The sequence below is a fragment of the Streptomyces sp. MS19 genome, assembly GCF_047200595.1.
In the GTDB taxonomy this organism is placed as follows: domain Bacteria; phylum Actinomycetota; class Actinomycetes; order Streptomycetales; family Streptomycetaceae; genus Streptomyces.
On the sequence record NZ_JBJZOH010000011.1, the window covers coordinates 166,972 to 192,536 of the forward strand.

19 protein-coding genes are annotated in these 25,565 nt (G+C 74.3%); 8 read left to right on the top strand and 11 right to left on the bottom strand.

Translation table 11 applies throughout. The features are described from left to right. Nucleotides 1–234 precede the first annotated feature (234 nt). Genes ACL02R_RS14395 through ACL02R_RS14405 form a run of 3 tightly spaced genes read left to right on the top strand, consistent with a single transcriptional unit; the run spans nt 235 to nt 4,201 of the window. Nucleotides 235–2,340: a helix-turn-helix domain-containing protein gene (locus ACL02R_RS14395; RefSeq protein WP_412797275.1), complete on the top strand. Its 2,106-nt coding sequence runs from the start codon at nt 235–237 to the stop codon at nt 2,338–2,340. Then, nucleotides 2,337–3,305, top strand: a complete 969-nt coding sequence (locus tag ACL02R_RS14400; protein ID WP_412797276.1) for a hypothetical protein — start codon at nt 2,337–2,339, stop codon at nt 3,303–3,305. Before ACL02R_RS14395 ends, ACL02R_RS14400 begins: the two co-directional genes overlap by 4 nt. 5 nt (nt 3,306–3,310) lie before the next feature. Continuing rightward, nucleotides 3,311–4,201 (top strand): DUF6339 family protein, encoded by an 891-nt coding sequence (locus ACL02R_RS14405; protein WP_412797277.1) that lies wholly within the window; start codon nt 3,311–3,313, stop codon nt 4,199–4,201. A gap of 18 nt (nt 4,202–4,219) precedes the next feature. On the opposite strand, the gene ACL02R_RS14410 is transcribed toward ACL02R_RS14405, so the two are convergent. The 4 genes from ACL02R_RS14410 to ACL02R_RS14425 form a co-directional block, all read right to left on the bottom strand. After that, nucleotides 4,220–5,476 carry a DNA cytosine methyltransferase gene (locus tag ACL02R_RS14410; protein ID WP_412797278.1) on the bottom strand — a complete coding sequence of 419 codons (1,257 nt, stop codon included), beginning with the start codon at nt 5,474–5,476 and terminating at the stop codon, nt 4,220–4,222. Continuing rightward, nucleotides 5,473–6,447, bottom strand: a complete 975-nt coding sequence (locus tag ACL02R_RS14415) for a DNA cytosine methyltransferase (protein WP_412797279.1) — start codon at nt 6,445–6,447, stop codon at nt 5,473–5,475. The genes ACL02R_RS14410 and ACL02R_RS14415 overlap by 4 nt, the downstream gene beginning before the upstream one ends. A gap of 70 nt (nt 6,448–6,517) precedes the next feature. Next, on the bottom strand, nt 6,518–6,973 hold the full coding sequence (locus ACL02R_RS14420) for a very short patch repair endonuclease (RefSeq protein ID WP_412797280.1): 456 nt from the start codon (nt 6,971–6,973) through the stop codon (nt 6,518–6,520). 19 nt (nt 6,974–6,992) lie between these two features. Then, nucleotides 6,993–7,565 (bottom strand): hypothetical protein, encoded by a 573-nt coding sequence (locus ACL02R_RS14425; RefSeq protein ID WP_412797281.1) that lies wholly within the window; start codon nt 7,563–7,565, stop codon nt 6,993–6,995. Nucleotides 7,566–7,703: 138 nt separating this feature from the next. Between ACL02R_RS14425 and ACL02R_RS14430 the strand changes: the two genes are divergently transcribed. Continuing rightward, a complete protein-coding gene (locus ACL02R_RS14430; RefSeq protein WP_412797282.1) occupies nt 7,704–8,891 on the top strand; it encodes a hypothetical protein in 1,188 nt (395 codons plus the stop codon). On the opposite strand, the gene ACL02R_RS14435 is transcribed toward ACL02R_RS14430, so the two are convergent. Both ACL02R_RS14435 and trmB read right to left on the bottom strand, forming a co-directional pair. Further along, nucleotides 8,773–10,041 (bottom strand): PrsW family intramembrane metalloprotease, encoded by a 1,269-nt coding sequence (locus ACL02R_RS14435; protein ID WP_412797283.1) that lies wholly within the window; start codon nt 10,039–10,041, stop codon nt 8,773–8,775. The genes ACL02R_RS14430 and ACL02R_RS14435 overlap by 119 nt on opposite strands. 74 nt (nt 10,042–10,115) lie before the next feature. Continuing rightward, complete coding sequence (gene trmB / locus ACL02R_RS14440; protein ID WP_362968140.1) at nt 10,116–10,841, bottom strand: tRNA (guanosine(46)-N7)-methyltransferase TrmB; 726 nt, start codon at nt 10,839–10,841, stop codon at nt 10,116–10,118. Nucleotides 10,842–11,125: 284 nt separating this feature from the next. On the opposite strand from trmB, the gene ACL02R_RS14445 reads away from it, so the two are divergent. Further along, nucleotides 11,126–12,466, top strand: a complete 1,341-nt coding sequence (locus ACL02R_RS14445) for a PQQ-binding-like beta-propeller repeat protein (protein WP_412797284.1) — start codon at nt 11,126–11,128, stop codon at nt 12,464–12,466. 25 nt (nt 12,467–12,491) lie between these two features. On the opposite strand, the gene lhgO is transcribed toward ACL02R_RS14445, so the two are convergent. Next, nucleotides 12,492–13,718, bottom strand: coding sequence for an L-2-hydroxyglutarate oxidase (gene lhgO / locus ACL02R_RS14450; RefSeq protein WP_412797285.1), 1,227 nt, complete (start codon nt 13,716–13,718; stop codon nt 12,492–12,494). A gap of 8 nt (nt 13,719–13,726) precedes the next feature. Continuing rightward, nucleotides 13,727–15,160, bottom strand: coding sequence for an MFS transporter (locus ACL02R_RS14455; protein WP_412797286.1), 1,434 nt, complete (start codon nt 15,158–15,160; stop codon nt 13,727–13,729). Nucleotides 15,161–15,787: 627 nt separating this feature from the next. Between ACL02R_RS14455 and ACL02R_RS14460 the strand changes: the two genes are divergently transcribed. Then, nucleotides 15,788–17,875, top strand: a complete 2,088-nt coding sequence (locus ACL02R_RS14460) for an asparagine synthase (protein WP_412797287.1) — start codon at nt 15,788–15,790, stop codon at nt 17,873–17,875. A 760-nt stretch (nt 17,876–18,635) separates the two neighbouring features. Here the strand turns inward: ACL02R_RS14460 and ACL02R_RS14465 are convergent. From ACL02R_RS14465 to ACL02R_RS14475, 3 genes are all read right to left on the bottom strand, one after another. After that, a complete protein-coding gene (locus ACL02R_RS14465; protein ID WP_412797288.1) occupies nt 18,636–19,280 on the bottom strand; it encodes a GNAT family N-acetyltransferase in 645 nt (214 codons plus the stop codon). 116 nt (nt 19,281–19,396) lie between these two features. Beyond that, nucleotides 19,397–21,166, bottom strand: a complete 1,770-nt coding sequence (locus ACL02R_RS14470; RefSeq protein WP_412797289.1) for a sigma-70 family RNA polymerase sigma factor — start codon at nt 21,164–21,166, stop codon at nt 19,397–19,399. A gap of 174 nt (nt 21,167–21,340) precedes the next feature. After that, nucleotides 21,341–21,994, bottom strand: a complete 654-nt coding sequence (locus tag ACL02R_RS14475; RefSeq protein WP_412797290.1) for a TetR/AcrR family transcriptional regulator — start codon at nt 21,992–21,994, stop codon at nt 21,341–21,343. A 226-nt stretch (nt 21,995–22,220) separates the two neighbouring features. Here ACL02R_RS14475 and ACL02R_RS14480 point away from each other — a divergent pair, with 226 nt between their 5' ends. Together ACL02R_RS14480 and ACL02R_RS14485 are read left to right on the top strand one after the other, a co-directional pair. Continuing rightward, a complete protein-coding gene (locus ACL02R_RS14480) occupies nt 22,221–23,621 on the top strand; it encodes an NAD(P)/FAD-dependent oxidoreductase (protein ID WP_412797291.1) in 1,401 nt (466 codons plus the stop codon). Between the two features lie 95 nt (nt 23,622–23,716). Continuing rightward, complete coding sequence (locus ACL02R_RS14485) at nt 23,717–25,381, top strand: SpoIIE family protein phosphatase (protein WP_412797297.1); 1,665 nt, start codon at nt 23,717–23,719, stop codon at nt 25,379–25,381. Nucleotides 25,382–25,565: the final 184 nt, after the last annotated feature.

Sequence of the window (25,565 nt, forward strand, 5' to 3'; positions counted from 1 at the left end):
CCACTATCCGAACGACAGTGCGAAGGTGGGTCATTCAACAGGTCGGGGGTGTCCGGCGCAACCCCCGGCGGGTCCACCCTCCAGGGAGCCGTCCACCCGGAATAGCGTTGTCCGGCGACCGGATGGCAAGCAGGATTGTCTTACGTGTTCGACTTGTCAAATCTCGTTGTCGGTCACGTATGCTTACCTTCCGGCGAGGCGATCCACAGGACGCGCGGAGAGGGAGGGACGTCGATGGAAGGGGACGCGAACGACGGAGCCGAGGACTTCGGCGTCTGGCTGGCCCGTCAGCTGCGCCGCCGGAGGATGACTCAGGCCGAGCTGGCCGTGGAACTCGGGATGACCCGTGCCGGTGTGTCCGCCTGGATCACCGGACGGGCCGAACCGCGCGAGGAGCGCAAACGCGCCATCGCCCGGCTCCTCGATCTCGACGAGGCAGCGGTTCACCTGCGTACCACCGAGGCCCCGTCCGGCCGCCCCGTGGGCTGGTACCACCGGCGTGCCCACCTCGACGGCGGCCGGGAGTACGGCAACGCCGCAGCGTTCGCCTTCGACGCGGACCTGGCCGCGCTCGCCCGTGAGGCGACCCAGAACAGTCTGGACGAACGGTTCGAGGTCTCGGCGCCGGTACGGATGCACTTCGTCCTGCACGAGTTGAGCGGTGAACATCTGCGGGACTTCCTGGACGCCCTGCGTTGGGAGCAACTGCTGCCCCACTACGAACAGGCGGCGGCCCAACGGCAGAAGGTGGGCCGTACCGTCCAGGCGGGACTCGAACAGCTTCGGGGCACGGACAGCCTCCTGCTGCTGCGGATCGACGACTACAACGCGCACGGGCTGACGGGCCCCGAGTACGAGGACGGCCGGTTCGCGGCCGTGGTCCGCCGACAGTTGGACAGCCACAAGGCCGGTAAGGCCGCCGGTGGTTCCTACGGCCTGGGCAAAGCCACCTTGTGGGCCGCGAGCCGACTGGGTCTCGTCCTCGTGAACAGCACACTCGCGACTCCGCACGAGGGCAGGACCGAGCGCAGGGTCGTCGGCAGGCTCGAACTTCCGTGGCGTGAGGTGGACGGCGCCGCCTACGCGGGCCCGGCATGGCTCGGCGAGGCCGACACCGATCCCGACCACGAGGGGGTCGCGCGCTCCTGGTGGGCGGATCCCGCGACCGTCGAGCGCCTGCACCTGACGAGGACCGGGCCGGCTCCCGGAACCTCCTTCCTGGTGGTCGGCGTCCATGACGCGTCCGCCGACGAAGGAGGTGACAGAGGCGCTGTTCAGGGCATGCGGGACAAGCTGGTGCGTTCACTCGCTCGTGACTTCTGGGCCGCGATGACCCACGGTGCCGCGGACGTCCCGTTCCTCGAAGCGTCCGTCAGCGTCCACAGGAACGGACGGGAGCTCGTCGCCGCCGAACGTGTCGACCCCCATGAGTACGAGCCGGCCCGGTCCCGTGCGTTGCGCGCCTGGTTGGACGGCACGACCGTGGAGCAGCTCACCGGACCGGAGCAGGTCGCACTGGCCCGCGTGCCCCTCACCGTGCCCGGGAGGCGCGACGAACGGAACTCCGCGGCGGCACACACGGCCGTCCTCCTCGTGACGCCTGCCGACGGCTCGGACGAGACCCCCAACCGGCTTGTCTGCATGCGGGGCAATCGCATGACGGTCGACGAACGGCGGGTGCCCGACCTCCCGTTGAGCGCCAACCCTTTCCAAGCCGTGCTGCTCGCCGGTACGGCGGCTACGACAGGGGACGACGGCCTGCGTGCCGAGACATTCCTGCGCGCGTCCGAGCCACCCGAGCACGACCGCTGGACCGGGACGCAGGAGGTGTCCTCGGTGTATCTTCGCGGCGCGCTCCAACGGCTCAAGGACTTCCGACGTGACACGAATCTCGCGGTGCGGCGACTCGTCGCCCGCAGCGACGAGCGCTCCACGGGCGACGGTCCCGCCGCGCTACGGGAGTTGCTGCGGTTCGACGGGGGAGGGCCGACCGGCCGCCGTGCCGAAGGGCACCCCACCGTGCGGAACGTCTCCGGCGGACTTGACGCCACGGGCGCGTGGCGCGTCCAGGTGGAGGTGAGACTACCGTTGCGCGACGACTCCTGGTGGATGGTTCCCGTCGCCAAGTTCGACGTCCGCTCCGGCAGCAGACCGACGGTTCCGTGGGCCGAGCTGGTGGCCGGCGACAACTGTCGGGTCGAGGACGGCCGGTTGTGCTTCGCTCCCGGTGCCCGGCGCGCCTCCTTCAGCGGGGTCACCGACGTCACACGCCACCCGGTGGCCGCGCGTATGGCCCGACTCGTCGTGGACGTCCACAAGCCGACAGGGGAGGCCGCGTGAGACCGCTCGCCCCCTACCCTGTCCTCGCCGGTGAAGTGCGGATGGACATCATGTCCGTCTCCTTGGACGGCCGCGCGCTGCCTCTCGCGATGATCTCCCAGGGGGACCGTGTCGTCGCGCTCCATCAGGCGGAACGCCGCGACTGGGAAGAGGCGCGGTTCGACGTGCGGGTCGAACTGCCGGAGCGAGAGATCCCCTTGCACGCCTGGCCCGACGTCGTCTGTGCGGCCTCCCTGGAAGAAGGGGCGACGAACTTCCGCTCGGTCACGCCCCTGCGGGCCTCCTCGTCACCCGCCGTCCGTACCGGCACCGTCGTGCTGGCGCGCGATCGGCACCGCGACCGGGCGCGGCTCTCGGCCGTCGTCGTGGCGGAGGTGGACGGCGTCCCGGGACGGGTCGTCGGCGAGTCGGACGCCGACTGGATCGTCGACCTGGTGGCCGCTCGCCCCACGCGACAGCGCGAACTGGACATCGAACGGGTCGATTTCCGGGACGGCGGCCTGGAATGGCTGCGTCCCTTCCGTGACGCGCCGTGGATGGTCGAGACCTCCGGTGACATGCCCACCGTCTACGTCAACACCGGTTTCGAGGGCGTCGCGGAACTGCTCGACGCCCGCTCGGGAAAGATGCGGCGAGCCGTCCGCGACATGCTCGCCGGCCAGATCGCGGGTGAGGCGTGGACCGCCATGTTCCACTCCGCGATCGGTGACCTGGAGGTGGACGAGGAGGGCGTCCCGCAGTGGCCGGGCGGTTGGCGTGGCGATGTCCTCCGGGCCATGCTCCCCGAGATTCTTCCCGGGCTCTCGCCGCACGACGCCCTGTCCGAGATCATCAGCCGGCGGGCCGACGGGGTCGGTCCGCACGAGTTGCAACCGCGCGTCCAGTACGCGGCGGACCGCAGGGCCCGTGTGGCCAGACACCTGCTGACCGCCGTTCGTACGCTCGACCGTCCCGAGGAGGTGTGACCGCCGTGAGACGTGACATCCGTGATCTGCCGGAACGCATGGGCCTGCTGCGTGACGCGACCGCCACCGAACATCTGACGCTCGCCGTCCTGCGTGGGCACGAACTGCCTCCCCTGGTGACCCTGGTCCGCGCCGCCGACGCGATCGAGGACGACGCCGCCAGGTGGGGGGTTCTCGGCATCCGGGACCTGGTGGACGAGGCCATGCGCCGGTTCGACAAGGAGGCCAGGACGCAGGCCGACGCCTGGCTGGCCCCGCGCCTGCACGCGACCCTCAGGATGACCCGTGCGGAGGCCGCCGACCCACGGATCTGGAACTTCCTCGCCCTCGTCGTCGCGCCGGACTACGTGGTGTGGCGGCACATGGCGAAGGGCCGCAACGGCGAGCCGGACGCCGTGCCCGTCCCTCGGTTCCGTGGGCCGCAGTACAGCCAGGCGTTCTCCCGGCTGTGGTGGGCGGCCGAACTGTTCCGCGACGGGGCCGACTACACCCCGGCGGTCATCGCCTGCGGCAACCAGGACGTGCTGCATTCCGCCCTGAGACTGGACATCGTCCACCACCGCCCCACCGCCTGCGCCATCGCACGATTGGTGTCGGAGGGGACGACAGGACAGGGGCGGGAGGTGAACGCGCTGCTGAAGGCCGTGAACGCGGCGGGAAGCACGCTTTTGTACGAGGTACTGGCGCCCGATCCCGGTCCGGACGCCGAAGCACTCCGCCACTGGTCGGCCGAGGCGGAGTCCGCGCCCCCCGTTCCGAGGGAGACGCTTCCCGAGGGGCCGGACGACGGCGCGGTCCCGCAGGTATCGGTGGAGACGCTGGTGAAGCAGTTCGTAGGCCTCTTCGCCGACGCACCGGTGCGTGGCAGGGAGGACGCCGGCCACCGACCCTCGTGAAGCCGCGCCGTGCCGAGGTCAGCCGCGCAGCGCGCGGTGGACGACCCCGGCGATCGCGCGGCCGAGACCGACGGGGACGGCGTTGCCGATCTGTCGCGCGATGTCCGTCTTGGAACCGCACCACCTGAAGTCCTCGGGGAACCCCTGGATCAGCGCGGCCTCGAAGTGGGTGATCGGCCGATCGTCCGTGGGATGCAGGTAGCGCCCCTTCTCGGGCTTGTAGAACTCCGTCCTGATGGTCACGGACGGCCGGTCGTCCCGTAGCCGGCCCATGACGTCCCCGGACCCGCTGTTGTGGTTGTCCCAGCTCTTGGTGGAAAGATACGTCTCCTCGCCCCGGACACGCGCGTAGTCGGGATCCCCGGACAGTCTGATCTCGCCCCGATGGTCCTTCTTGAAGAAGAGGCCGGTCAGGTCCTTCCTGTTGCCGCCAGGAGGGATGGCGCGGTATCGGGCGAGGGAGAGGTCCCAGGGCCGCCGGGCGACGTGGAGGTCCGTGGTGAGGACGAAACCCGTCTTTGTCGGCGGGAGCTCGTCGCGCAGCGGTACGTCCCGCGACCTGGCGAAGACGTCCGCCACCGTTCTCCAGGGCTCGGCCGGCGCGCCGTCGAAGAGGCCGGGGGCGTCCTGCCGGGGGCCGCGGCCGGGGGCCGCGTGCGTCCTGGGCGGGTAGGCGATCCGCCGGCTCCCGAGGACGTCCTTGCGGACCCCGATGACGATGGCGCGCCTGCGCACCTGCGGCACCCCGTAGTCCGCGGCGTTGAGCAGGTAGGAACCGGGCGGTTCCACCAACTCGTAGTCCCGCAGGTCCCCGTCCCGCAACTCGCTCCGCAGGTCGTCGAACTCCGGCGAACGGAGGAACCGGTCGACGTTCTCGATGACGAAGATCTTGGGCCTGATCACCGTACTGACGACACGGACGTAGTGCCGCCACAGCTTGTTCCGGGGATCGGCCGGGTCCATCTTGCCGAGGCCGGAGAAGCCTTGGCAGGGGGGGCCGCCGAGAACCACCTCGGCCGACAACTCGGCGTCCGTGGGGTGCCAGTGCTCGATCTCACCGATGTGGACGTGCCCCTCGTCACCCTCGGGAACGAAATTCGCGCGGTACGTCTCCGCCGCCGCGCGGTCCTTCTCCACCGCGAGCACGGGGCGGAAGACCGGCCGGTCCGTCTCCGTGCCCGCGGGCCGGAAGGTGCGGAACCCCTCGGTGAAGCCACCGCACCCGCTGAAGAGATCAACGAGCGTGATGGCGTCGTCGACGGGAGGGGTGGTCATGGCGTGGAGTGTAGCCGGCCGAGACCTGCCGGTCGCTCCGGGGCCGGTGACGGGGAACGCAGAGCCGCGGCGATGCGCTCCCCGAGCGCCTGCGCCACCGGTGGCGGGGTCGCGTGTCCCAACTGGCGGTAGCGCGCCGTCTTGCCACCTCTGAGCCGCCAGTGAGGAGGGAAGCCCTGGAGGACGGCGACCTGTTCCACCGTCAGTTTCGGCAGCCGTGCCACGTCACCGGCGGGGTCCCAACCGAAGTCCGCGGCCGGGGCGCTGTCACCGATGCTGCGACCGTTGATTCCCAGGCGTGCCCACGCCTTCTTCGACCCGGTCGGCCCCAGGTCCGCCCCACCGCGCCGATCCGACCCGCCGACGATCGCGGGCGCGAGCCGATCCGCGTATGCCGCCCAGCGAGTGGCCTCGCGCCAACCGTTCGCCGCCATGGACTTCCAGAGCGCCGCGCCGACCGTGGGCGACGGCGAGGGGAAGGGCCCGGGCCAGTGGAACCCCCCCGAGAACTCCTCGCGGATCGCCACGAACAGCCCCATCCGTCGATCCTGTGCCAGACCGAAGTCCTTGGCGTTGAGGACCTTCTCGCGCAGCACGTAGCCGAGGTGCCCCAGCTCCGTCCGGGCGAAGGCCCGAAGCTCCTCGAACGACGCGTCGTCCACGAGCGCCGGCACGTTCTCCAGGAGCACCGCACGCGGTCGCACCTCGGTGGCCAGCCAGATCGTCGCCTCGAAGAGCTTCCGCTCCTCCGCGTCCTCCGCGCGGCGCTGGGCGGCGGGCGACTTCACGCGGGGAAGTCCGGCCGCGAGCAGGTCCACGTCGAGGGTCTCCGGGTGCTCGTCGGCGACGAACTCCAGCGCGTCCATCTCCAGCACACGCCAGCCGAGGCGGTTGCTCCGCAACGTGTCGCAGGCGTGCCGGTTCCGCTCGACCAGGGCGACGGGGTGGAACCCGGCCGCCTCGAGTCCCATGGTGAGCCCACCGGCTCCCGCGCAGATCTCCAACGAAGTCAGCCGAACGTCCGCCATCCCCACCCCCTCCTCACCCCGACGTGGGGCGGTGACCCGGCGCCGGGAGGCCACGCCTCGCGGTCACGACGGCGACGATCCGGTCGGCCACCGCCTCCGGCGACTCGTGCTCCCAGAAGCGAAGCACCACCCAGCCCTCGTCGTCCAGGCGTTGCGTCGTCTCGATGTCCCGGGCCACGTTCTTGGCCAGCTTCTCGCGCCACCAGGTGCCGTTCGCCTTGGGCCGTGTGGCGTGACGAGGGCAGCCGTGCCAGAAGCAGCCGTCCAGGAAGACCGCCACCTTCGCACCGGGGAACGCTATGTCCATCGTCCTGCGCGGCATGCCGGGCACAGGGCGGTGCAGCCGGTACCGCCGGCCCGCGGCGTGGAGGAGTCTGCGCACCGCCACCTCGGGGGCGGTGTCACGGCGTGCCTGGCGTGCCATGCGGGCGGAGACCTGGAGGGAGGAGGCGGCGGGCATACGGGCCATGGTGCCGGCTCTGCGGTCGTCACCCTCCTGTGCGGGTCAGGAGGGTCAGGGTTGTGCTTGTCGCTATTGCCAGTGATGTGCCCGTCGGTGAGAAGCCTGTCGTGCGCAGGGGGGCGTGGGTTGTGCGGTGGATCAGCCACCAGTGGCCGCCTGTCGGGCCGTGGTAGAGACCGCCGTCGCGTGAGAGCAGTACACGGTGGTGTGGCCAGTCGGGGCTGACGACGTCCACCGTCCAGCCGTCGGCCGTCGTCGAGTGCAGCCCGCCGCCGTGCACGCCGGCGATGCGGATGTGGCCGCCGGCGAGCGGGCCGAGGCCGGGGCAGGTCAGGTGCGGGCCGGTCGGTTCGCTCACGTCGGGGTCCGGGTCGCGGTCGCGTGCGAGCAGCGCGCCGGTCGCCGTGTCGAGGACGCCGTGGCCCGTCAGCGAGACGACCATCAGCAGCTCCCGCCCGCTGTCCGGGTCCGTGCCGAAGCCGACGCCGAGCAGCCCGCCGATGGCCGTGGCCAGGACCTGGCGCCACGGTGGCGGGGCGGCCGAGACGGGCGCGGCGAGGAAGCGTTCGCGGAGCTGCTGCTGGTGTTCGGTGAACATGACACCGTCCTACGACGAAGCGCGAGGCGTGCAGGAGACGTTACGGACCGTACGGGCGGAGCGCTAGACAGGGAACGTTCACCTGTCCGGTGCTCACGGGTCACGCGGACCACCCCCGGGGCCGGGCAGGCTCGGGCCATGAAGTTCAGGCTGCGGCCCGGCAGCGTCGCACGCGCCGAGGATCTGTTCACCGCATGTGTACGGGAATGCGCCGCCTACGTGGCCGGTGGCGGCGGCGACGCCGCGCTCGTCACGGCGATCGGCGCCCTCGTCGTCGAGCACTCCGCCCACGAGCCCTCCGCCGAGCGCGCCTTCGACGCGCTTCTGCGCACCGGCCAACTCGCCCTCGGCGCCGGGGAGATACGGCTCGCCCGCCGCATCGCCGACTCCGCCGTCGCGCTCCGCGCCCGCTCCAAGGGCGCCTGGCGGCTGCGCGGGAGCGCGCTGGAGGCGGACGGACGCGAGAGCGAGGCCGTGGAGGCGTACGAGCGCTACCAGTCGCTCGCCGCCGGCGGCACCGAGGATGTCGCGCGCCGCCTCACGGTGCTCCGCGCCAAGCGGAACGCGCTCCTCGCCGCCGATGCCGTCGATCCCGGCGCGCGCCTGCGCGAGCTGCCGCGCGAGGAGGTGCGCGCCGCCCTCACCGACGCCATGGAACGCCGCCTGGCCGGCCACGGCGCCACCGACCCCGGCACCCGCGCGCTCGCCGAGGCGTTCGGCACGTACAGCCGCCTCGCCGTCGACGGCGCGATGGCCGACCCGCTGCTCGGCGGCGCGGCCCCCCTCGGCGTCGGCGACCTGCGCGGCCAGGTCGAGGGCCGTACGGTCTGCGTCGTCGCGAACGGCGAGGACGTCGCGGCCGGCGGCCTCGGTGCGACGGTGGACGCGTACGACGTCGTGGTCCGCGTCGACTCCTTCCGCCTCCACCCGCCCGGCACCGGCGCGCGCACCGACGTCCACGCCGTCGCGCACCGCAGCGGCGGCCCCGGCTGGCGGCAGCCGGTGACGACGCGCCTGGTCTTCGGTGAGAAGCCGTCCGAGTGGCGCGAGGCCGTGCGGGAGCGGCTCGTGCCCGGCGCGCAGCGCTGGGTCGGCGACCGCACCCTGGCCCGCCCCCTGCGCGACCCGGCGCTGATCGGCGAGACGCGCTGGGCGGCCGACACGAGCACCGCGTTCACCGTCGTGCGGCTGCTGGACTTCCTCGACGTCAGCGAGCGTCTGGACCTGGTCGGCTTCGACCGGCCTGGGCAGCTGCGGGCCGAGGAGCGCCAGTGGATCCGGTCGCACGCGCGCGGGAACGACGGTCCGCTGACCGCGCTGCGCTGAGGATCGGCGCCACCGCCAGGTCGCGGTGGCGCCACAGGCGGGCGAGGAGGTCGCGTTCGTGGGCGGGGAAGTCGTCGCCCGCGACGCCCTGGTCGGCCCGTTCGCGTAGCAGCGCGAGGGCGGCGGCGGTGGCCTGGTAGTCGGCGACGGCGCGCGCCCCGGCCGGGCCGTGGCGCCGTCGCGCGAGCCGGCGTGAGCGGGCGCGCGACCGGAGTGAGCCGAGCGCGTCGGGCTCCCCCTCGGTCAGCCAGCCCGCCTCGGTGTAGAGGGGCAGGGTGCGGCGGACGCTGCGCAGCTGCCGCCGCCGTTCGCGCAGTGCCAGGCGGCTCAGCAGGGCGAAGACGGGCAGCATCAGCAGGACGTAGACGGCGGCGAAGCCGAGGAACGACAGGGCGGTGGACGCGTTCCACACCGAGTGGAGCGCGATCGCGGCGGCGAGCCCGAGCGGCGGCAGCGCCCACCGCAGGCCGCGCCGCTCGGGCGGCAGCGTGGCGGCGAGGCCGATGGCGGCGCCCGTCAGCGCGGTGAAGACCGGGTGCGCGAAGGGCGCGACGAGGACGCGGACGACGAACGTCACCACCGCCGTCGAGTCGATCATCCCGGTGGCGCCGGCCAGGCGGTCCTGTGTGACGGCGCTGCCGAGGTAGAGGACGTTCTCGGTGAACGCGAAGCCGGTCGCCGACAGACCGGCCGTGACGAGACCGGCCAGCACGCCGTGGAACAGCACCGGCCGGTACAGGAAGAGCAGCAGCACCACGGCGCCCTTCCCGACCTCCTCGACCACCGGCGCGACCAGCGTGAGGCGCAGCAAGTCGTCGTGCGCCGGCGCGACGGTGTCGGACGCGCCGGTGAGCCAGCGCCACATCACGCCGTTCATCACGAGCGCCGTGAAGGTGGCCGCGCACGCCCCCCAGCAGAAGGCGAAGAACAGCGTGCGCGCCGGCTTGGGCGCCACCGCGTCGAGCCGCGTGAACACCACGGCGACGAACGGCAGCGGCAGCAGCGCCAGCGCCACCCCGGACGCGAACCCCTCGGCGCCCGCCTCGTGCCTGATCACCAGCGCCACCAGCACCGCGCACACCGCCAGCGGCCCCCAGACGAACACCGGGGACGGCGAGAACGCGGGGCGTGGGGGGAGCGCGTGAGGCACCCGCCCGACTTTACGGGCTGCGCCCCCGGCCGGGACAGACTGTGCGCGAGCCGTACGGCGGTGGGGTGTACGCGTCAGCCCAGGCGCCGGAAGAGCAGGTCCCGCACGGTGTGTCCCTTCGCGAGCCCCTGGCGCTCGAAGCGCGTCGCCGGGCGCCCCGCCGCGCGCGGGGGCGCGTAACCCCCGTCGGGCGCCGTGTTCGCGAACGACGGGCTCGCCGTCAGCACCTCCAGCATCCACGCGGCGTACGGCTCCCAGTCGGTCGCGCAGTGCAGCAGCGCCCCCGGCGCCATGCGCGAGGCGGCCAGCTCGGTGAACTCCGGCTGGATGATGCGGCGCTTGTGGTGGCGCGTCTTGGGCCACGGGTCGGGGAAGAAGACGCGGACGCCGGCGAGCGCGCCCGGCGGGACCATCTCGCGCAGCAGGATGAGCGCGTCGCCGTTGGCCACCCGTACGTTGCCGAGGCCGCGCTCGTCGGCGAGGCGCAGCAGGTTGCCCTGGCCCGGGGTGTGGACGTCGCAGGCGAGGATGCCGGTGCCGGGGTCGGCGGCGGCCATCGCGGCGGTGGCCTCGCCCATGCCGAAGCCGATCTCCAGGACGACCGGCAGGCCGCCGAAGAGCGCGTCGAGGTCGAGGACGGCGCGCCCGTCGACCTCGGTGCCGCGCTCGGGCCACAGCCGCAGGAGCGCGTCGCGCTGGGCGGCGGTGACGCGGCTGCGGCGCGGCTGGAAGCTGCGGATGCGCCGGTCGAAGCGGTTCCCCGCCGGGTCGGCGGCGGGGCCGGCGCCGGGTGGGAACATCGTTCCGGTCACGCCGGAACCGTCAGGGTGCTCGGTCACAGTGCGTCCGATTTTACGGTCGGCGGCGGCGGATCCGGCCCGGCCGCCGTCCGGGGGCGGGCGGCGGGGGCGCGGACTGTGGCTGACGTCACGTCACCGGCCGTTCGGCGCTGGGAAATGCGCCGTCCACCCTGGAACCGGGACGACACCCGTGTTCGTCGGATGATATGACGTGCATAGGGCGAACGGCGGCGCGTGACAGCACGCCGTACCGTACGGACGGCGCACGGGAGAGGACGCGGGGCATGTCGGACGGCGAGGGCCGGATCGGGCTCGTGGCCACGGTCGGCGTACTCCTGTTCGGTCTCCTGACCGTGCTGGTCGTCATCTCCACCCGCCAGGACGCCACCGACACCGCCGACCCCGGCGAACTCGTCTCCGACGCCGGGGCCACCCTCCCCCAGACCGCGCCCCCCGCCGCCCTCGGCCGCATCTGGCAGACACCCGCCGCCCCCACCGGCGCCGCCACCGACGGCGGCGGCCCGTCCACCGACACCGCCGACCCCGCGCCCCCGATCCGCCTCTGGGCCCACGACGCGACCCTCGCCACCGTCGCCCCCTCCGGCGTCTCCGGCTACGGCAGCCTCGACGGCACCCGCCTGTGGACCGCCGACGCACCGCCCGACGCGGGCCCCCTGTGCGCGGCGGGCGACGGGGTGAGTGCCTCCGGCGTCGGCGCCGTCCTCCGTACGGCCGAGGGCGGCGGCTGCGCGTACCTCAGCGTCATCGACATCGACACCGGCACCACCCTCTGGTCCGCCGACCTGACCGACCCCGACCCCGCCCCCGGCGCACGGCCCGCCGACCCCGCCGACGTCACCGTCACGGCCGGGGACCAGACCGTCACCGTCAACCTCGACGCCGCCGGAACCCCCGCCGCGTTCCACCGCTTCGACGCCACCACCGGCACCGTCCTGCCCCCGCCCGCGCCCCCGGCCGACGAGCCGCTGTGTCCCGAGGACGCCGAGCCGCAGGCCCTGCACCACGCGGGCTCCCGCATCGTCGAACTGACCCGCTGCGCCGGCACCGGCGACCTGCTCCTCAACGCCTACGCCGCCGACACCGGCGAGCTGGAGTGGACACACCCGGCCGACGACCCCGCCTTCACCTTTTCCGGCGTCGCCGCCGGTGACCCCGTCCTCCTGCGCCAGGGCTCCCAGCTCGTGGCCTACGCCGAGACGGGCGACGAGCTGTGGCGCATGGCCGAGCCGGACCGTTCGCTGGTCACGGGCACGGTCCTGTCCGTCCAGGACGGCCCGCCCGCCGCGGGCCTCGTGCCGCTCGCCGGGTACGACCTGGCCACCGGCCGGCGCCTGTGGACCGACGACGCCGAGGCGGGCACCCAGTTCTTCGGCGAGGACGACCGCGGCGCGCTGCTCACCGGACGCGTCACCGGGGACGCCCTGTGGCTCGAATCCCGCGACCCGGACACCGGCGCCGCCACCCCGGGGCCCATCGCCGAGCTGCCCGCGCACCGCGTCGACGACCGGCTCGCGGTGGCGTACGACGAGTACCAGCTGTACGTGCTCGCCACCGTCGAGACCGACGAGGGCCCGGCACTGCGGCTGCGCGCGTACGAACGCTGAGCCCCGCCGCCCGGCCCGCCCCCTCTCAGGCTTCCTCGCCCGCCAGCACCCGCAGCGCCCGCCCCGCGACCTCCTCGCCGATCGGCAGGCACGCCGTCGCGGCGGGCGACGGCGCGTTGAGCACGTGCACGGTGTGCGGGCCCGACGCGAAGCGGAAGTCGTCCGCCAGCGACCCGTCGGGCAGCACCGCCTGCGCCCGTACGCCCGCGCGGGCCGGCAGCAGGTCCTCGGGCGCCACGCCCGGCAGCAGCCGCCGCACCGCCCGGGTGAACGCGGCGCGCGACCACGACCGCCGCACCTCGCCCGCGCCGTACCGCCAGTGCCGCGCCGCCATCCGCCACGCGCCGCCGTACCCCAGCGTCCCGCCGACGTCGCGCCAGCGGACCGTACGCCAGTCGTACCCCTCGCGGGCGAGCGCGGGCACGGCGTTCGGCCCGATGTGCACCTCGCCGTCGAGCCCCGCCGTCAGATGGACGCCGAGGAACGGGAACGCCGGGTCGGGCACCGGATAGACCAGGCCGCGCACCAGGTGCGCCCGCTCGGGCCGCAGCCGGTAGAACTCGCCCCTGAACGGCACCACCCGCAGCCCCGGATCGTCCCCCGCGAGCCGCGCCACGCGATCGGCGTGCAAGCCGGCGCAGTTCACCAACGCGCGCCCCCGCAGCACCTCCCCGCGCGCCGTACGCACCGCCACGCCCACGCCCGGCCGCCGGTCCACCGCCACGACCTCCGCCGACCGCCGTACGTCCGGCCCGGTCGCCAGCACCCGTGCCACCGCCGTGAAGTCGCACTGCCCCGTGGTCAGGACCCGCAGCGCCGCCAGGCCCCGCACCTCGGGCTCGTACTCCGCGATCTGCGCCGGCCCCAGCTCGCGTACGGGCACCCCGTTGCGCCGCGCCCGCTGCGCCAGGTCGTGCAGCCTGGGCAGTTCGTCCGGCCGCGTCGCGACGACGAGCTTGCCGGGCACCGCGTGCGGAACTCCGTGCCGCGCGCAGAAGTCCACCAGCGCCGCCGCGCCCCGCACCGCGAAGCGCGCCTTCAGCGACCCGGGCCGGTAGTACAGCCCGCTGTGGATCACGCCGCTGTTGCGCCCGGTCTGATGGCGCGCCAGGCCCGGCTCCTTCTCCAGCACCGTCACGGCGATCCCCGGCCGCGCGGCGCGCAGCGCGTACGCGGTGGCGAGCCCCACGATCCCGCCGCCCACGACCAGCACATCACAGTCGTACGACACTCCGGTGCCCGCGCGCGTCATACACCCCATCATGCCGGGGCGGCGAGCACCACGCGCGCCTGCTCCTGCAACTGCCGCACCAGCGGCTCGTGTCCGTACGGCGCGAGGCGGTGCAGCAGGTCCCGCACGTAGTCCGTGGTCCGCGCCGACGAGATGCGGCCCGCGACCTCCACCGCGCGCGCTCCGACCGCGCAGGCCTTGTCCAGGTTCCCCGACTCCAGCTCCGCCACGGCCGCGACGACGAGCCGCAGCCCGTGCGACCTGACGAACTCCTCGGTCGGCTCGGACAGCGCCTGCTCGGTGAACCGCCGTACCTGGCCCGGGACTTTGAGGTCGATGTAGCACTCGGCCGCGTCGGCGGCGAGCCGGTCGTGCGCGTAGAAGTCGAGCCAGCTCGGGTCGTCGTCGCCGACGCGCGAGCGCTCAAGGAAGCTCTCGGCCGCCGACAGGGCGCGGCCGCAGCCCGGCGCGTCGTGCGCCTTCGCCAGCGCGCGCGCCTCGATGAGGTGGAAGAAGCTCATGGTCCGAGCGGTGGCCAGCGAACGGTTCCGCTCCAGCGCCGCCTGCGCCAGGTCCACGCCCTCCTCGGCGAAGCCCCGGTAGGTCGCCTGGAGCGACATCGACGCCAGCACATAGCCGCCGAGCGGCGCGTCGGCCGCCGCGCGGGCGAGCCGCAGCGCCTGGATGTAGTACCGCTGCGCGGCCTCCTGCTGGCCGGTGTCGAACGCCATCCAGCCCGCCAGCCGCGTCAGTTCGGCCGTCGCGCGGAACAGCTGGCGGCCGACCTCGTCCGTGTAGCCGCGCTGGAGCAGCGGCGCCGCGTCCGTGCGCAGGCACTCCGGCACCATCGACGAACGCCAGTCCCCGCCGCCGTACTTGGAGTCCCAGCGGCGCGCCTCCTCCGCCGCCTCCCGCAGTTTGGCGACGTCCGAGTGGCCGACGCGTCCTCCCGCGCCGCCCTCCGGCTGCTGCTGCCCGCCCGGCCGCGCCTCGCCCGCCTCCCGGGCGACCGAGGCGTCGGCCTGGCATATCAGCCAGCGCGACACGGGCCCGGCGTACGCGCTGACGGCGAACGAGCCCGCCAGCGACTGCCAGATACCCTTCCCCGGCGTGACGTCGAGCCGGAACAGTTCCGTCGCCGCGTCCACCGCGCCCGCCACGTCACGCGGGAACGCGAGGCCCACCTCGGGCGCCGGGTCGGTGTCCGCGAGCCCGATCTCGTGCAGCGGCACCGGCCGGCCCAGCTTGCCGCTGATCGCCGCCGCGATCAGATGCGGCGCGGAGCCCTGCGGCACCATGCCCTTGGTCACCCAGCGGGCGACGGAGGTCTTGTCGTAGCGCAGCGTGAGGCCGCGCTGCGCGCCGAGATCGTTGACCCGCCGGGCGAGACCGGCGTTGCTGATCCCCGCAAGGGCGAGAACCGCGCCCAGCTTCTCGTTCGGCCCGCGTTGCTCCCTGGACATGCGCGCACCCCTGACACACCCAACGGCAGCCCCACGACCAGCGCGGGGCTTCCCGTACCCTCCGCCAACCCAGCGTAGTTCGGTGCCTCCTGACCGTTAAGGGGGTGAATCCCGGTTGGCGTGTTTTTGACCGTACGGACGTACGAGAGCTGACCCCTCCCGCGCGCGTGCTCCACCCATGTGGCCGTGCGCCCGGCCGTGCGCTCTGGCCGTCCGGCGGACCCGGCGCTTCGATGGTCACCGCGTGGGTCGGCCCGCTGCCCTCACGGAACCGGCGGGCCGGGGGAAGCCGCCGTCCCCGTCCCCGCGGGCGGCGGACCGGTCCGGGAGACGGCCGGCGTCTCCCGGACCGCGGCCGCGGGCGCCCGTACGCGCCCCCGCCATCCGCCGCTCTCCGGCCACACTTTGGCCGAAAAGCACCAGGCGCCCCCGCGCGCTCCGCGCACTCCGGCGTGAACGGTCCGCCCCCGCGCGGCAGTTCGCCACGCCGCGCGAACGACCTCCCCGGTGTGCCCCGTTCACCCCTGTCCCATGGCAGCATGGCCCTGGGCACCTGCGCGACGGTCCGGAATCCGGACGTCCCCGGGGGAGGCTCCCAAGGCTCCGGACTCACTGGGGGAGGCGGCGATGCGGTGGTTGGTCGGGTGGTGCGGGGCCGCCGCCGGCGCTGCCCGTGACATCCAGCCGCTGGGCGCGCACCTGCTCTGGGACGGCCCCGACCCGCTCTGGGCCGTGGGCGACTGGCGCGCCGACGAGATCCGCCTCGTCCACGCCGACGGCGACACACACCTCGCCGTCTTCGGCCACTGCGGCGCCGACGACGCGACGCTGCGCCGCTCCCTCGTCTCCGCGCGCGCCGGCGCACTCCGCCAGCTCACCACCTGGCCCGGCAGCTACACCGCCGTCGCCCGCTTCGGCCGCCGCACCGTCGTGCCCGCCGACCTCGCGGGCGTCCGGCCCGTCTTCCACACCGACTGGGCGGGCGGCAGCGCCTACGCCACGGCCGCGCTCCCGCTGGCCGACCTCACCGAGGCGCAGCTCGACGTTCCGTACCTCGCGGCGCTCCTCGCCGCCCCCGAGGCCCCGGAGGCCACCGGCGACGGCACCCCCTACCGCGGCGTCCACCGCGTCCCGCCGGGGCACGCCCTGATGCTCCGCGAGGGCGGCAGCCGCGACGTCGTGGACTACGAACCCGCCGCCCCGCTCGTCGTCGCCGCCCCGCCCGTCGACCACGAGGTCGCCGTCGCCGGGGTGCGCGACGCCCTCATGGAGGCCGTCCGCACCCGCCTCGCCGCGCCACGGCACGCACCCGCCACGGACGGCGGCCCCGTCCCCGGCATGGGCCCGGCCGACCGGCACGGCGCGCGGCACGCCGAGCCCGCGCCGGGTGTCGGCGCCGACCTCTCGGGCGGCAGCGCCTCCGCGACGCTCGCCCTCCTCGCCGCCGGACTGCCCGGCATGCCCGGCACGGTCTTCGGCACCGGCGCGACCCAGGCGGGCGAACGCCTCCTCGCCGTCACGTTCAACGACCTCACGCCGTCCGGCACCGGCACCCCCGGCGCCATCGCCCGCGCCGCCGAACTGGAACGGGCCCGCGCCATCGCCGAGAACCCCCGGCTCCACCACATCGTCGTCACCGGCGGCGAGGAGGCCCTCCCGTACGCGGGCCTCGCCAACGGGCCGCTCACCGACGAACCGGGCCCCTCCCTCGTCATCGCCGCGCGCCACCGCCACCGCCTCACCGCCGGCAGCGCCGACCACTTCGTGGGGAACGGCGCGCGCCAGGTCATCGACGCCCATCCCGCGCGCCTGGCCGACCTGCTGCTCGACCGGCGCCGCCGCCACCTGCTGCGCCCGGTCACCGCGCTGGCCAGGGCGACGGGCGGCGGCGGCCGGTCCGTCATGGTGCCGCTCACGATCTACCGCGCCGCGCGCCGCCTCGCCAGGACCAGCTACTCGGAGGGCCTCACCGGCGCCGCCGTCGCGCTGCGCGGACCCCTCGGGGCGCTGCCGGGCGCCACGGAACGGGACAGCGCGCTCGTCGCGTCCCTGGCCGCCCTCGCCTGGTCGCGCCCGGGGCCCGCCGCGCAGTGGCTCACGGGGGAGGCACTGGCGGAAGTATCGATTCGGCTCGAAGCGGTGGCCGCGCGCCCCCGCTCGGCGGCGGGCGTCGGGCGCCCCGGCGTGCGCCGGGCGGGCGCCGCGCTGGCCCGCGGCGCGGCCGACCACCGCGTCTTCGAGCAGGCCGTCGAGGTCCGCCACCAGCGGTTGCACGCCCCGTTCTTCGACAACCAGGTCGTCCGCGCCTCCCAGGCGCTCCCCGAGACGCTCCGCGTCCAGCCTGGCGCCCGTGCCGACGTGCTGCGCGCCGTGCTCCAGGGCGCGGGCGTACGCGACCTGCCCCCCGGCTGGGGCGCCACCACCCAGGCCGTGACGCACGGCGAGTCCGTCCGCACCGGCCTGCGCGCGCACATCGGCGAACTCGTGGACCTCTTCGACGCGCCGCTCCTCGCCGACGCCGGGCTGATCGAGGCCCGCGTCGTCCGCAAGGCGCTGCGCGCCGCCGTCGAGGGGGAGCCGCTTCCCCTCGACGGCCTCGCCGAGCTGGTCTCGACGGAGGTGTGGCTGCGCCGCCTCCTCACCCGCCGCGGCTCCTGCTGGACGGCCGAGGGCAACCACGACCCGCGCGCCGTCACCAGCGGCGTGAGCCCCTGACCCGACGTCCGGGTCTCCGCGCCGGACGTGCCACGTCCGCGAGAGGACGGGCTTCCGGCCGCCTGTACCCCGCAAGTGTCCGACGAACGGGCGGAGTTCGCCGCCGCGCACGGCGACCGCGGTGCCGGTCGTACGCGGGAACGAGCGCGATGGCCCGTCCGCCGGTGACGACTTCGAGCTTGTCCGCGAAGGCGTCGGCGCGCAGGGGCCCGAGCGTGACCGCCGGAGGGCGGGGTCTCGTGACGGACGGCCGGGACCGGCAGCGGAGCGCGGGGGCGGCCAAGCAGGGCGCCTCCCGGCGCCGTCCACCTGTCCGGTGCGGACGTGGGGCGCGCCGCCGCCGACCGTGCAGTACCGCACCAGTCCCATGCCGGGGTCACAACTGGGGCAGGCGTCCACCACCGTCCGCGCCCAGTCCGGCTCGACGCGTCGGCACTGCATGTCGTCGAGGCCCTGACCGGCGGCGTGAGGCCAGGTCCGGAACGGTCCGCGCCCAGTCCGCCGATGCCGTCGTCAACGATCGACGCCCAGAGGCCGTCACTTCACGGCGCGGCCGCCCGCGCCGCTGCCGGCCGACAGGAGCGGCGTGCAGCTCACCCCCACGGTCGCGAACGTGTCGGCGGCCCCCGCGCCCGCTGAGCCGCAGCGAGGCCCGTGAGCCGCTGTCGCGAGCATCCGCGGCAACGCGTGCCACCCCGGCCCGTCGTTCCGGGAATCGTGGCGCCCACCTGTCCGGTCGGCGCGGCGGTGCGCGCTCGGGTCAGGGCGTCAAGGTGAAGCGTCGGCATACATACACGCGGGTGAACTCCGCCCGCAGCGCGTCCACCTCCGCGAGCGTCCCGTGCAGGAAGAGCGCGACGGGCCGAAGGCCCGGCCGGACGGCGGTGACCGCGCGCTCCGGTTCGCCCGGTGAGGCGTACTCGCTGGCGTACACATGGACGTAGTGGTCACCCTCGGCGAAACCCATCGCCCGGTACCACCGCAGAGTCGCCGGGAGATCCCTGGTCCAGGCGTCGAGCGTCCCGATCCCCAGGGCGCGTACGCGGTTCCTGGCCTCGGCGAGCAGAGCCCGGCCTATGCCCTGGCGCTGGCGGTCGGGGTGCACCGCGACGCTGTCGATGGTGGCCTGCGGCTCCCCTCCCGTGCCTTCGGCCGGGACATCCACCGTGACGTCCATGAGCCCTGTGACGACGCCCGCGGCGTCGACCGCCACCAGCTCGAACCCCGGCGCGGCGATCACCGGCTTCGCCGGGAGGACGTTGTCGTAGTACGGCGTGTTCAGGAAGGACAGGACGCGGCAGCGCAGCCAGGAGGGCTCGTCAGCGGCTGCGTAGGCGCGGATGGACCAGGACGCCGGCGCGACATCGCGCGCGGGCGCCGAAGTGGTGGGCGGATGCGGGGACATGAGAGCGATCCTCCGGAAGAGCGGAGCGGTCGGGACGGCTGCGGACACGCGAACTGTTCATCACGCTCCGTAGTCTTCCCGTGGCCCGGCCGCCCGGTCAACCGGATTTGTCCGGCTCACGCGCAGGCGATCTCCGAGTCCGCCCAGTCCGCCAGCGCCACCGCCCCCAGCCGGTCCGCCGGCTCGACGGTCAGCCGCAGCTCCTCGACGCCCGCGAGCGGCACGTCGAGCCGCACCGCGCCGTCCCTGCCGGAGATCACGTCCGAGCGCCACAGCCGCACCCCGTCCGCGTAGACGGTGAACACGGCCGACCCGAGCCCGCGCGACATGTCGTCGATCCCCACCGCCGCCCGGTAGGCCAGGCACTCGCGGTTCAGATCCACCGTCACCGACGACTGCGCACCGACCGTGATCCCGTGGCCATACTCCTCGCCGCCGATCTCCAGCCCCGTCCGCTGCCACACCGGGCTGCTGCCCGCGAGCCGCACCACCGGGGCGTCACCCTGCGCCGCCACGTCGAACGAAAGGCTGCTCAACTCGTACTCCCACGGCTCGGGTTCCGGCTCCTCAGGTGTCGGCTCAGGCGCCGGTTCCGGCTCGGGGGCGGGCGGCGCGGGTTCCGCCGGCGTCGGCTCCGGCTCGGGCTCCTCCGGCTCAGGCTCCGGTTCCGGCGGCACCGGCCGTTCGGGCGTCGGCTCGGGCTCCGGCTCCTCAGGCGCGGGCTCAGGTGCGGGCTCGGGCGCCGGGTCCGCCGGCGTCGGCTCGGGCACGGCCGGAGCCGACGGCGCCGGATCGCGCGGCGTCGCCGCCCGGTCGTCCGCCGGGTCGGAGCCCATCAGCGCGAACGCCACCACCGCGGCGACCGCCGTCGCCACCACCCCCGACGCGATCCCGGCCTTCAGCGGCGCGCCCAGCCCCTCGGCCACCGCGCCGCCCCCCGCTGCCGCGCCCCCGCCCGCCGCGGCGGCACCCGTTCCGGTCCCCGCCCCCGCGACCCCGAGCCACAGCGCCGCACCACCACGCGCCCCCGCTTCCACCGCGAACCAGCCGATCAGCGCCACCGGGAGCACCGCGCCGATCCGCGTGTTGAGATCCCGCACCTCCAGCGCGGCCGTCGCACAACGCGCGCACTCCTGAAGGTGCTTTTGCAGCCCACGCTCCGCCCGCGACCTCAAGCCCCCGCGCGCGTACGCCCCCAGGCGCGGCGCATACCGCGCGCAGTCCCCGCCCGCCAGCAGCGAACGGCTGACGTGCTGCTGGAGGAACGCCTGCCGCAGCCCCTCCCGCGCCCGGTGCGCCAGCACGGCGGTCGCGTTGGGCGTCAGCCCGAGCAGCGGCGCGACGTCACGAGGCGACGCCTCCTCCACCGTCGTGTGCCACAACACCGTCTGCCAGCGTTCCGGCAGACTGCGGAAGGCCCGGACGGCCATCGACGCGTCCGCCTCCCGCATGGCCCGCACGTCGGCGCCGACCTCAAGCGCCGTCTCGTCCCCGGCGAGCGCGGCCTCCGCCGACACCGCGAACTCGGCGAAGTCCTCGACGAGCTGCTCACGCCGCGCCGTGCGCGCCCAGTCCGCCGCGACGCGCCGCACCGACGTCAGCAGGTACGCGCGCACCGACGCCTGCGGACCGGCCCCGCCCTGGACGGCCTGGAGCGTGGCCGTGAACACCTCGTTCGTCAGGTCGTCCGCCGTGTCCGAGTCACGGCAGCACGTCCTCGCGTACCGGCGCACCGCCGCGGCGTGGCGCCGGTACAGCTCGTCGTACGCGCCGGTGTCACCCCCGCGCATCCGCTCGACCAGCTCAAGGTCGGACGTCCCGGACGCCCCCTGCTCCCGCCGCTGCCGTGGCACCGTGGCACCGCCGCCCTGCCCCTCAACGCCCATCGCGCGAAGCCCTCGTTATGTACACCGCTGTCAGCAACAGGCGCCAGCGTCCCACAGCCCGGCACACCCGAACGCCGCTGCCACCCCAACACCACTCTTCCGAGGGGATTTACGCCGGACGACCCACCCCGTCACACCGAGCAGCGCCACGCCAAGGCGTCAACAGCACGCAGATCAACGCCCGTTGGCGCGCAGCCCCTGCAAGAGGATCGCCAACAGCCGTGTCTCAGCGGCCGATTGCCGACCGGCATCCTCCAGGCGCGGCGGTGTCGTCGCTATGACCAGCATCAGGTCCGCCACCGTCACGTCCGACCGCAGCTCACCCGCCGCCCGGGTCCGCTCCACCAACTTGCCGACGGCGGACAGCAGCTCATGCGTCCCCGCGCCCCGCTGCTGCGGTACGCGCACCGCCGCGGAACCCTCGGGCTCGGCCGCCGCCGTCGCCGACAACAGCTCGGGCGGCAGCAACCGCCCGGCCCCCGCCGCCGCCGACCGCTGCACGAACCCCTCCAGCGCACGCCACGGTTCGTCCTCCACCGCGAGCGCCTCACGGGCCCGCGCCGTCAGCCGCTCCGTCTCCTCGGCCGCGATGTACCTGACCAGCGCCTCCTTGTTGGGGAACCGCCGGTAGACCGTGCCCACTCCCACACGAGCTCTGCGGGCCACCTCCTCCATCGGCGCCCCATAGCCCTGCTCGCCGAAAACATCCCGCGCCGCGCTCAGCACATGCCGCAGATTGCGCTGCGCATCCACCCGCAACGGCCCGTTCTTGCGGCGCGTTCGCTCCTGATCACCGGACACCCCGGCCCCCGTACCCGTATTCCCCATGACCCCCGTTACCCCGTTTCCCCCGTTGGACGAGCGGCCCAGCCGCCCCTGATGAAGCACCTACGAACTTAGTTGAGTGCACTGACAGTGAGAAGCCGAATGCGCCGCCGACCACCCCCGCAATGCAGACAAACCACCCCGATCCACCGCCCCGATCCTCCCCGAACGGAGCACCGTCCGGTGCAACCTGTGGACAAACACGCGCCCCCGGGTGCCTCATGGACAGGTGACGAAGCGACCCGCGCACATCGTTGTGATCGGCGGCGGCCATGTCGGGCTCTACACCGCCCACCGCCTCCAGCACCGACTGCGGCGCGGGCTCAGGCGCGGCGACGTGCGGATCACCGTCGTCAGCCCCGACCCCTACATGACCTACCAGCCCTTCCTCCCCGAAGCCGCCGCAGGCTCCCTGTCACCCCGCCATGTCGTCGTCCCCCTCCGCCGCGTCCTCGACCGGTGCCGCATCCTCGCGGGCCGGGCCACCACCGTGGACACCGCACGCCGCACCGTCACCGTCCGCACCGCCGCGGCCCCCCGCCCCACCAACGGCACGACCGACGCCGACATCACCGGCGACACCACCGGCCCCGGTGTCGTCCACCTGTCCTACGACGAACTCGTCCTCGCCCCCGGTTCCATCGCCCGCACCCTCCCCGTCCCCGGCCTCGCCGGCCACGGCATCGGCTTCCGCACCGTCGAGGAGGCCATCGGCCTGCGCAACCACGTCCTCGAACAGCTCGACATCGCCGCCTCCACCCGCGACACCGACGTCCGCGACGCCGCCCTCACCTTCGTCTTCGTCGGCGGCGGCTACGCGGGCGTCGAGGCACTCGCCGAGCTGGAGGACATGGCCCGCCACGCCTGCCGCCACTACCCCTCCCTCCGCCCCGAGGAGCAGAAGTGGATGCTCGTCGAGGCCGGCGACCGCATCCTCCCCGAGGTCGGCGACCGCATGGGCGCCTACGCACTCCGTGAACTGCGCCGCCGCAACATCGACGTGCGCCTCGGCACCCGCCTCGAATCCTGCGAGCACCGCACCGCCGTCCTCAGCGACGGCACCCGCCACCCCGCCCGCACCCTCGTCTGGACCGCCGGCGTCAAACCGCACCCGGTCCTCGCCCGTTTCGGCGTCCCCCTCGACGAACGGGGCCGCGTCCGCTGCACCCCCACCCTCCAGGTCCAGGACACCGCGCACGTCTGGGCCGCCGGCGACGCGGCCGCCATCCCCGACCTGACGTCCGAAACCCCCGGCGCCCGCTGCGCCCCCAACGCCCAGCACGCCGTCCGCCAGGCCCGCCGCCTCGCCGACAACATCGCCGCCACCCTCGCCGGACGCCCCCTCGCCGACTACCGCCACCGCAACGCCGGCTCCGTCGCGTCCCTCGGCCTCCACAAGGGCGTCGCCCGCGTCTACGGCCGCCGCCTCACCGGCCGTACCGCCTGGTTCGTCCACCGCGCGTACCACCTCTCCCGCGTCCCCACCGTCAACCGCAAGGCGCGCGTCCTCGCCGAATGGGCCCTTGCGGGATTGTTCAAACGTGAGATCGTCTCCCTCGGCTCGCTGGAACACCCGAGGGCCGAATTCGAGCTGGCGGCGGGCACCCCCCGCGACCCCGAGGAAACCTGACGCCGGACCGCCGTGTGACCATGGACGAGCAGGCACGCGGCGAGCAGCACCAGACCAGGACCAGGAACGACGCGGAACGAATCGGAACGGAAGCTGTGAATTTCACGCGCTGGGGACTCCGGCTGCCCGGAACGCAGCGGCGGCGCGCCGCCCCCGCCCGAACCGAGCCCGCCACCGTGCCGTCGGCCCGCACCGAGCCGAAGGACATCGGCCCCCCGCCCTCCCGCCCGCCGTCGGGCCCCGGCGTGGACGCCCACGCCGTCCACGAGCTGCTCGGCCAGGTGCCGGCCCCGGTCGCCGTCGTCCACGGACCCGACCACCGCGTCGCCTACGTCAACACCGCGTACGCCTCGCTCTTCGGCCCCCGGGCCCCCGGCGCCCCGGCCCGCGAGACCCTCCCCGAACTGGGTGAACTCGGCCTCATCCCCCTCATGGACCAGGTCCAGCGCAGCGGCACGCCCCGCACCCTCAAGTCCCGCCGGGTCCCGGGCCACACGCGCGACAGCCACTTCACCTTCACCTGCGCCCCCGTCCGCCTGTCCCTCACCGGCACCCCGGCGGAACGGCGCGGCGTCCTCGTCTTCGCCTCCGACGTGACCGACCAGGTCGTCTCCGCCGCCCGCCTGCGCGAGAGCGAGAGCCAGCAGCGCGCCGCCGCCGTCACCCTCCAGCGCAGCCTGCTGCCGCAGGAGCTGGAGCAGCCGGACGACCTCCGCGTCGCCGCCACCTACCAGCCGGGCGGCCGGGACGCGGCCGTCGGCGGCGACTGGTACGACGTCATCACCCTCGGCGCGGGCCGTACGGCCGTGGTGATCGGCGACGTCATGGGCCGGGGCGTGCGCGCGGCGGCGGTCATGGGCCAGCTGCGCACTGCCGTGCGCGCCTACGCGCGCCTGGACCTCCCGCCGCACGAGGTGGTCCAGCTCCTCGACGGCCTCGCCGCCGACATCGACCCGACCCAGATCGCGACCTGCCTGTACGCGGTCCACGACCCGAACGAGGGCACGCTCACCTACGCCTCGGCCGGCCACCTCCCGGTCCTCATCAGGGAACGCGACGGCACGGTCCACCGCGCCGCCGAACCGGTCGGCCCTCCGCTCGGCACCGGCGGCTGGACCCACGCGTCCGGCACCGTCCCGTTCCCTTCCGGCGCCACCGCCGTCCTCTACACGGACGGCCTGGTCGAACGGCGCGACGCCGACATCGACGAGGGCATCGACGCGCTGGAGCACGCGCTCGCGGGCGCCGACGACACCCCGGGGATCGTCTGCGACCGGCTGCTGCGCTCGCTGGGCATCACCGAGGACCACGACGACGACGTGGCGATCCTCGTCCTCACCTGCCCGCACCGGCACGGCGAGGAGGCCGACCTCTTCCGCGGCGCCGCGCTCGACCTCCTCGGCGGCATCGAGGCGGCGCCCCGGGCCCGCGCCTTCGCGGACGGCGTCCTCGCCAGCTGGCGGTTCCCCGAGGAACTGCGCGATCTCGGCGTGCTCGCCGCGAGCGAGCTGGTGGCCAACTCCCTGAAGCACGGCCGCGCCCCGATGGGCCTGCGTCTGCGCCGCACCGACCGCCGCCTGATCGTGGAGGTGACGGACGGGGACGAGCACCTTCCGCGCCGCCAGGTCGCCGCGCCGGCGGACGAGGCGGGCCGGGGAATGCAGGTCATCGGCGCGATCGCCGCCGACTGGGGCGCCCGCAGGCTGCCCGAGGGCGGGAAGGCGGTCTGGGCGGAGTTCGCGCTGCCCGGTCCGAGTTGACGCTTCCCGGACCACCGCGTAACGTAGCCCGAGCGCTCGTCAAGGGCGCCTTTGCTTCGTCCTGGACGAAGCGGCCATCTCTTGGCACACCAGCCGATAGACCTGCCGACCCGAAGAGGGTCTGTTTTGGTTTTCCCAGAACAGCCCGCCGGGACCGGATTTGGAAAACGGAGGGGAATGGGCC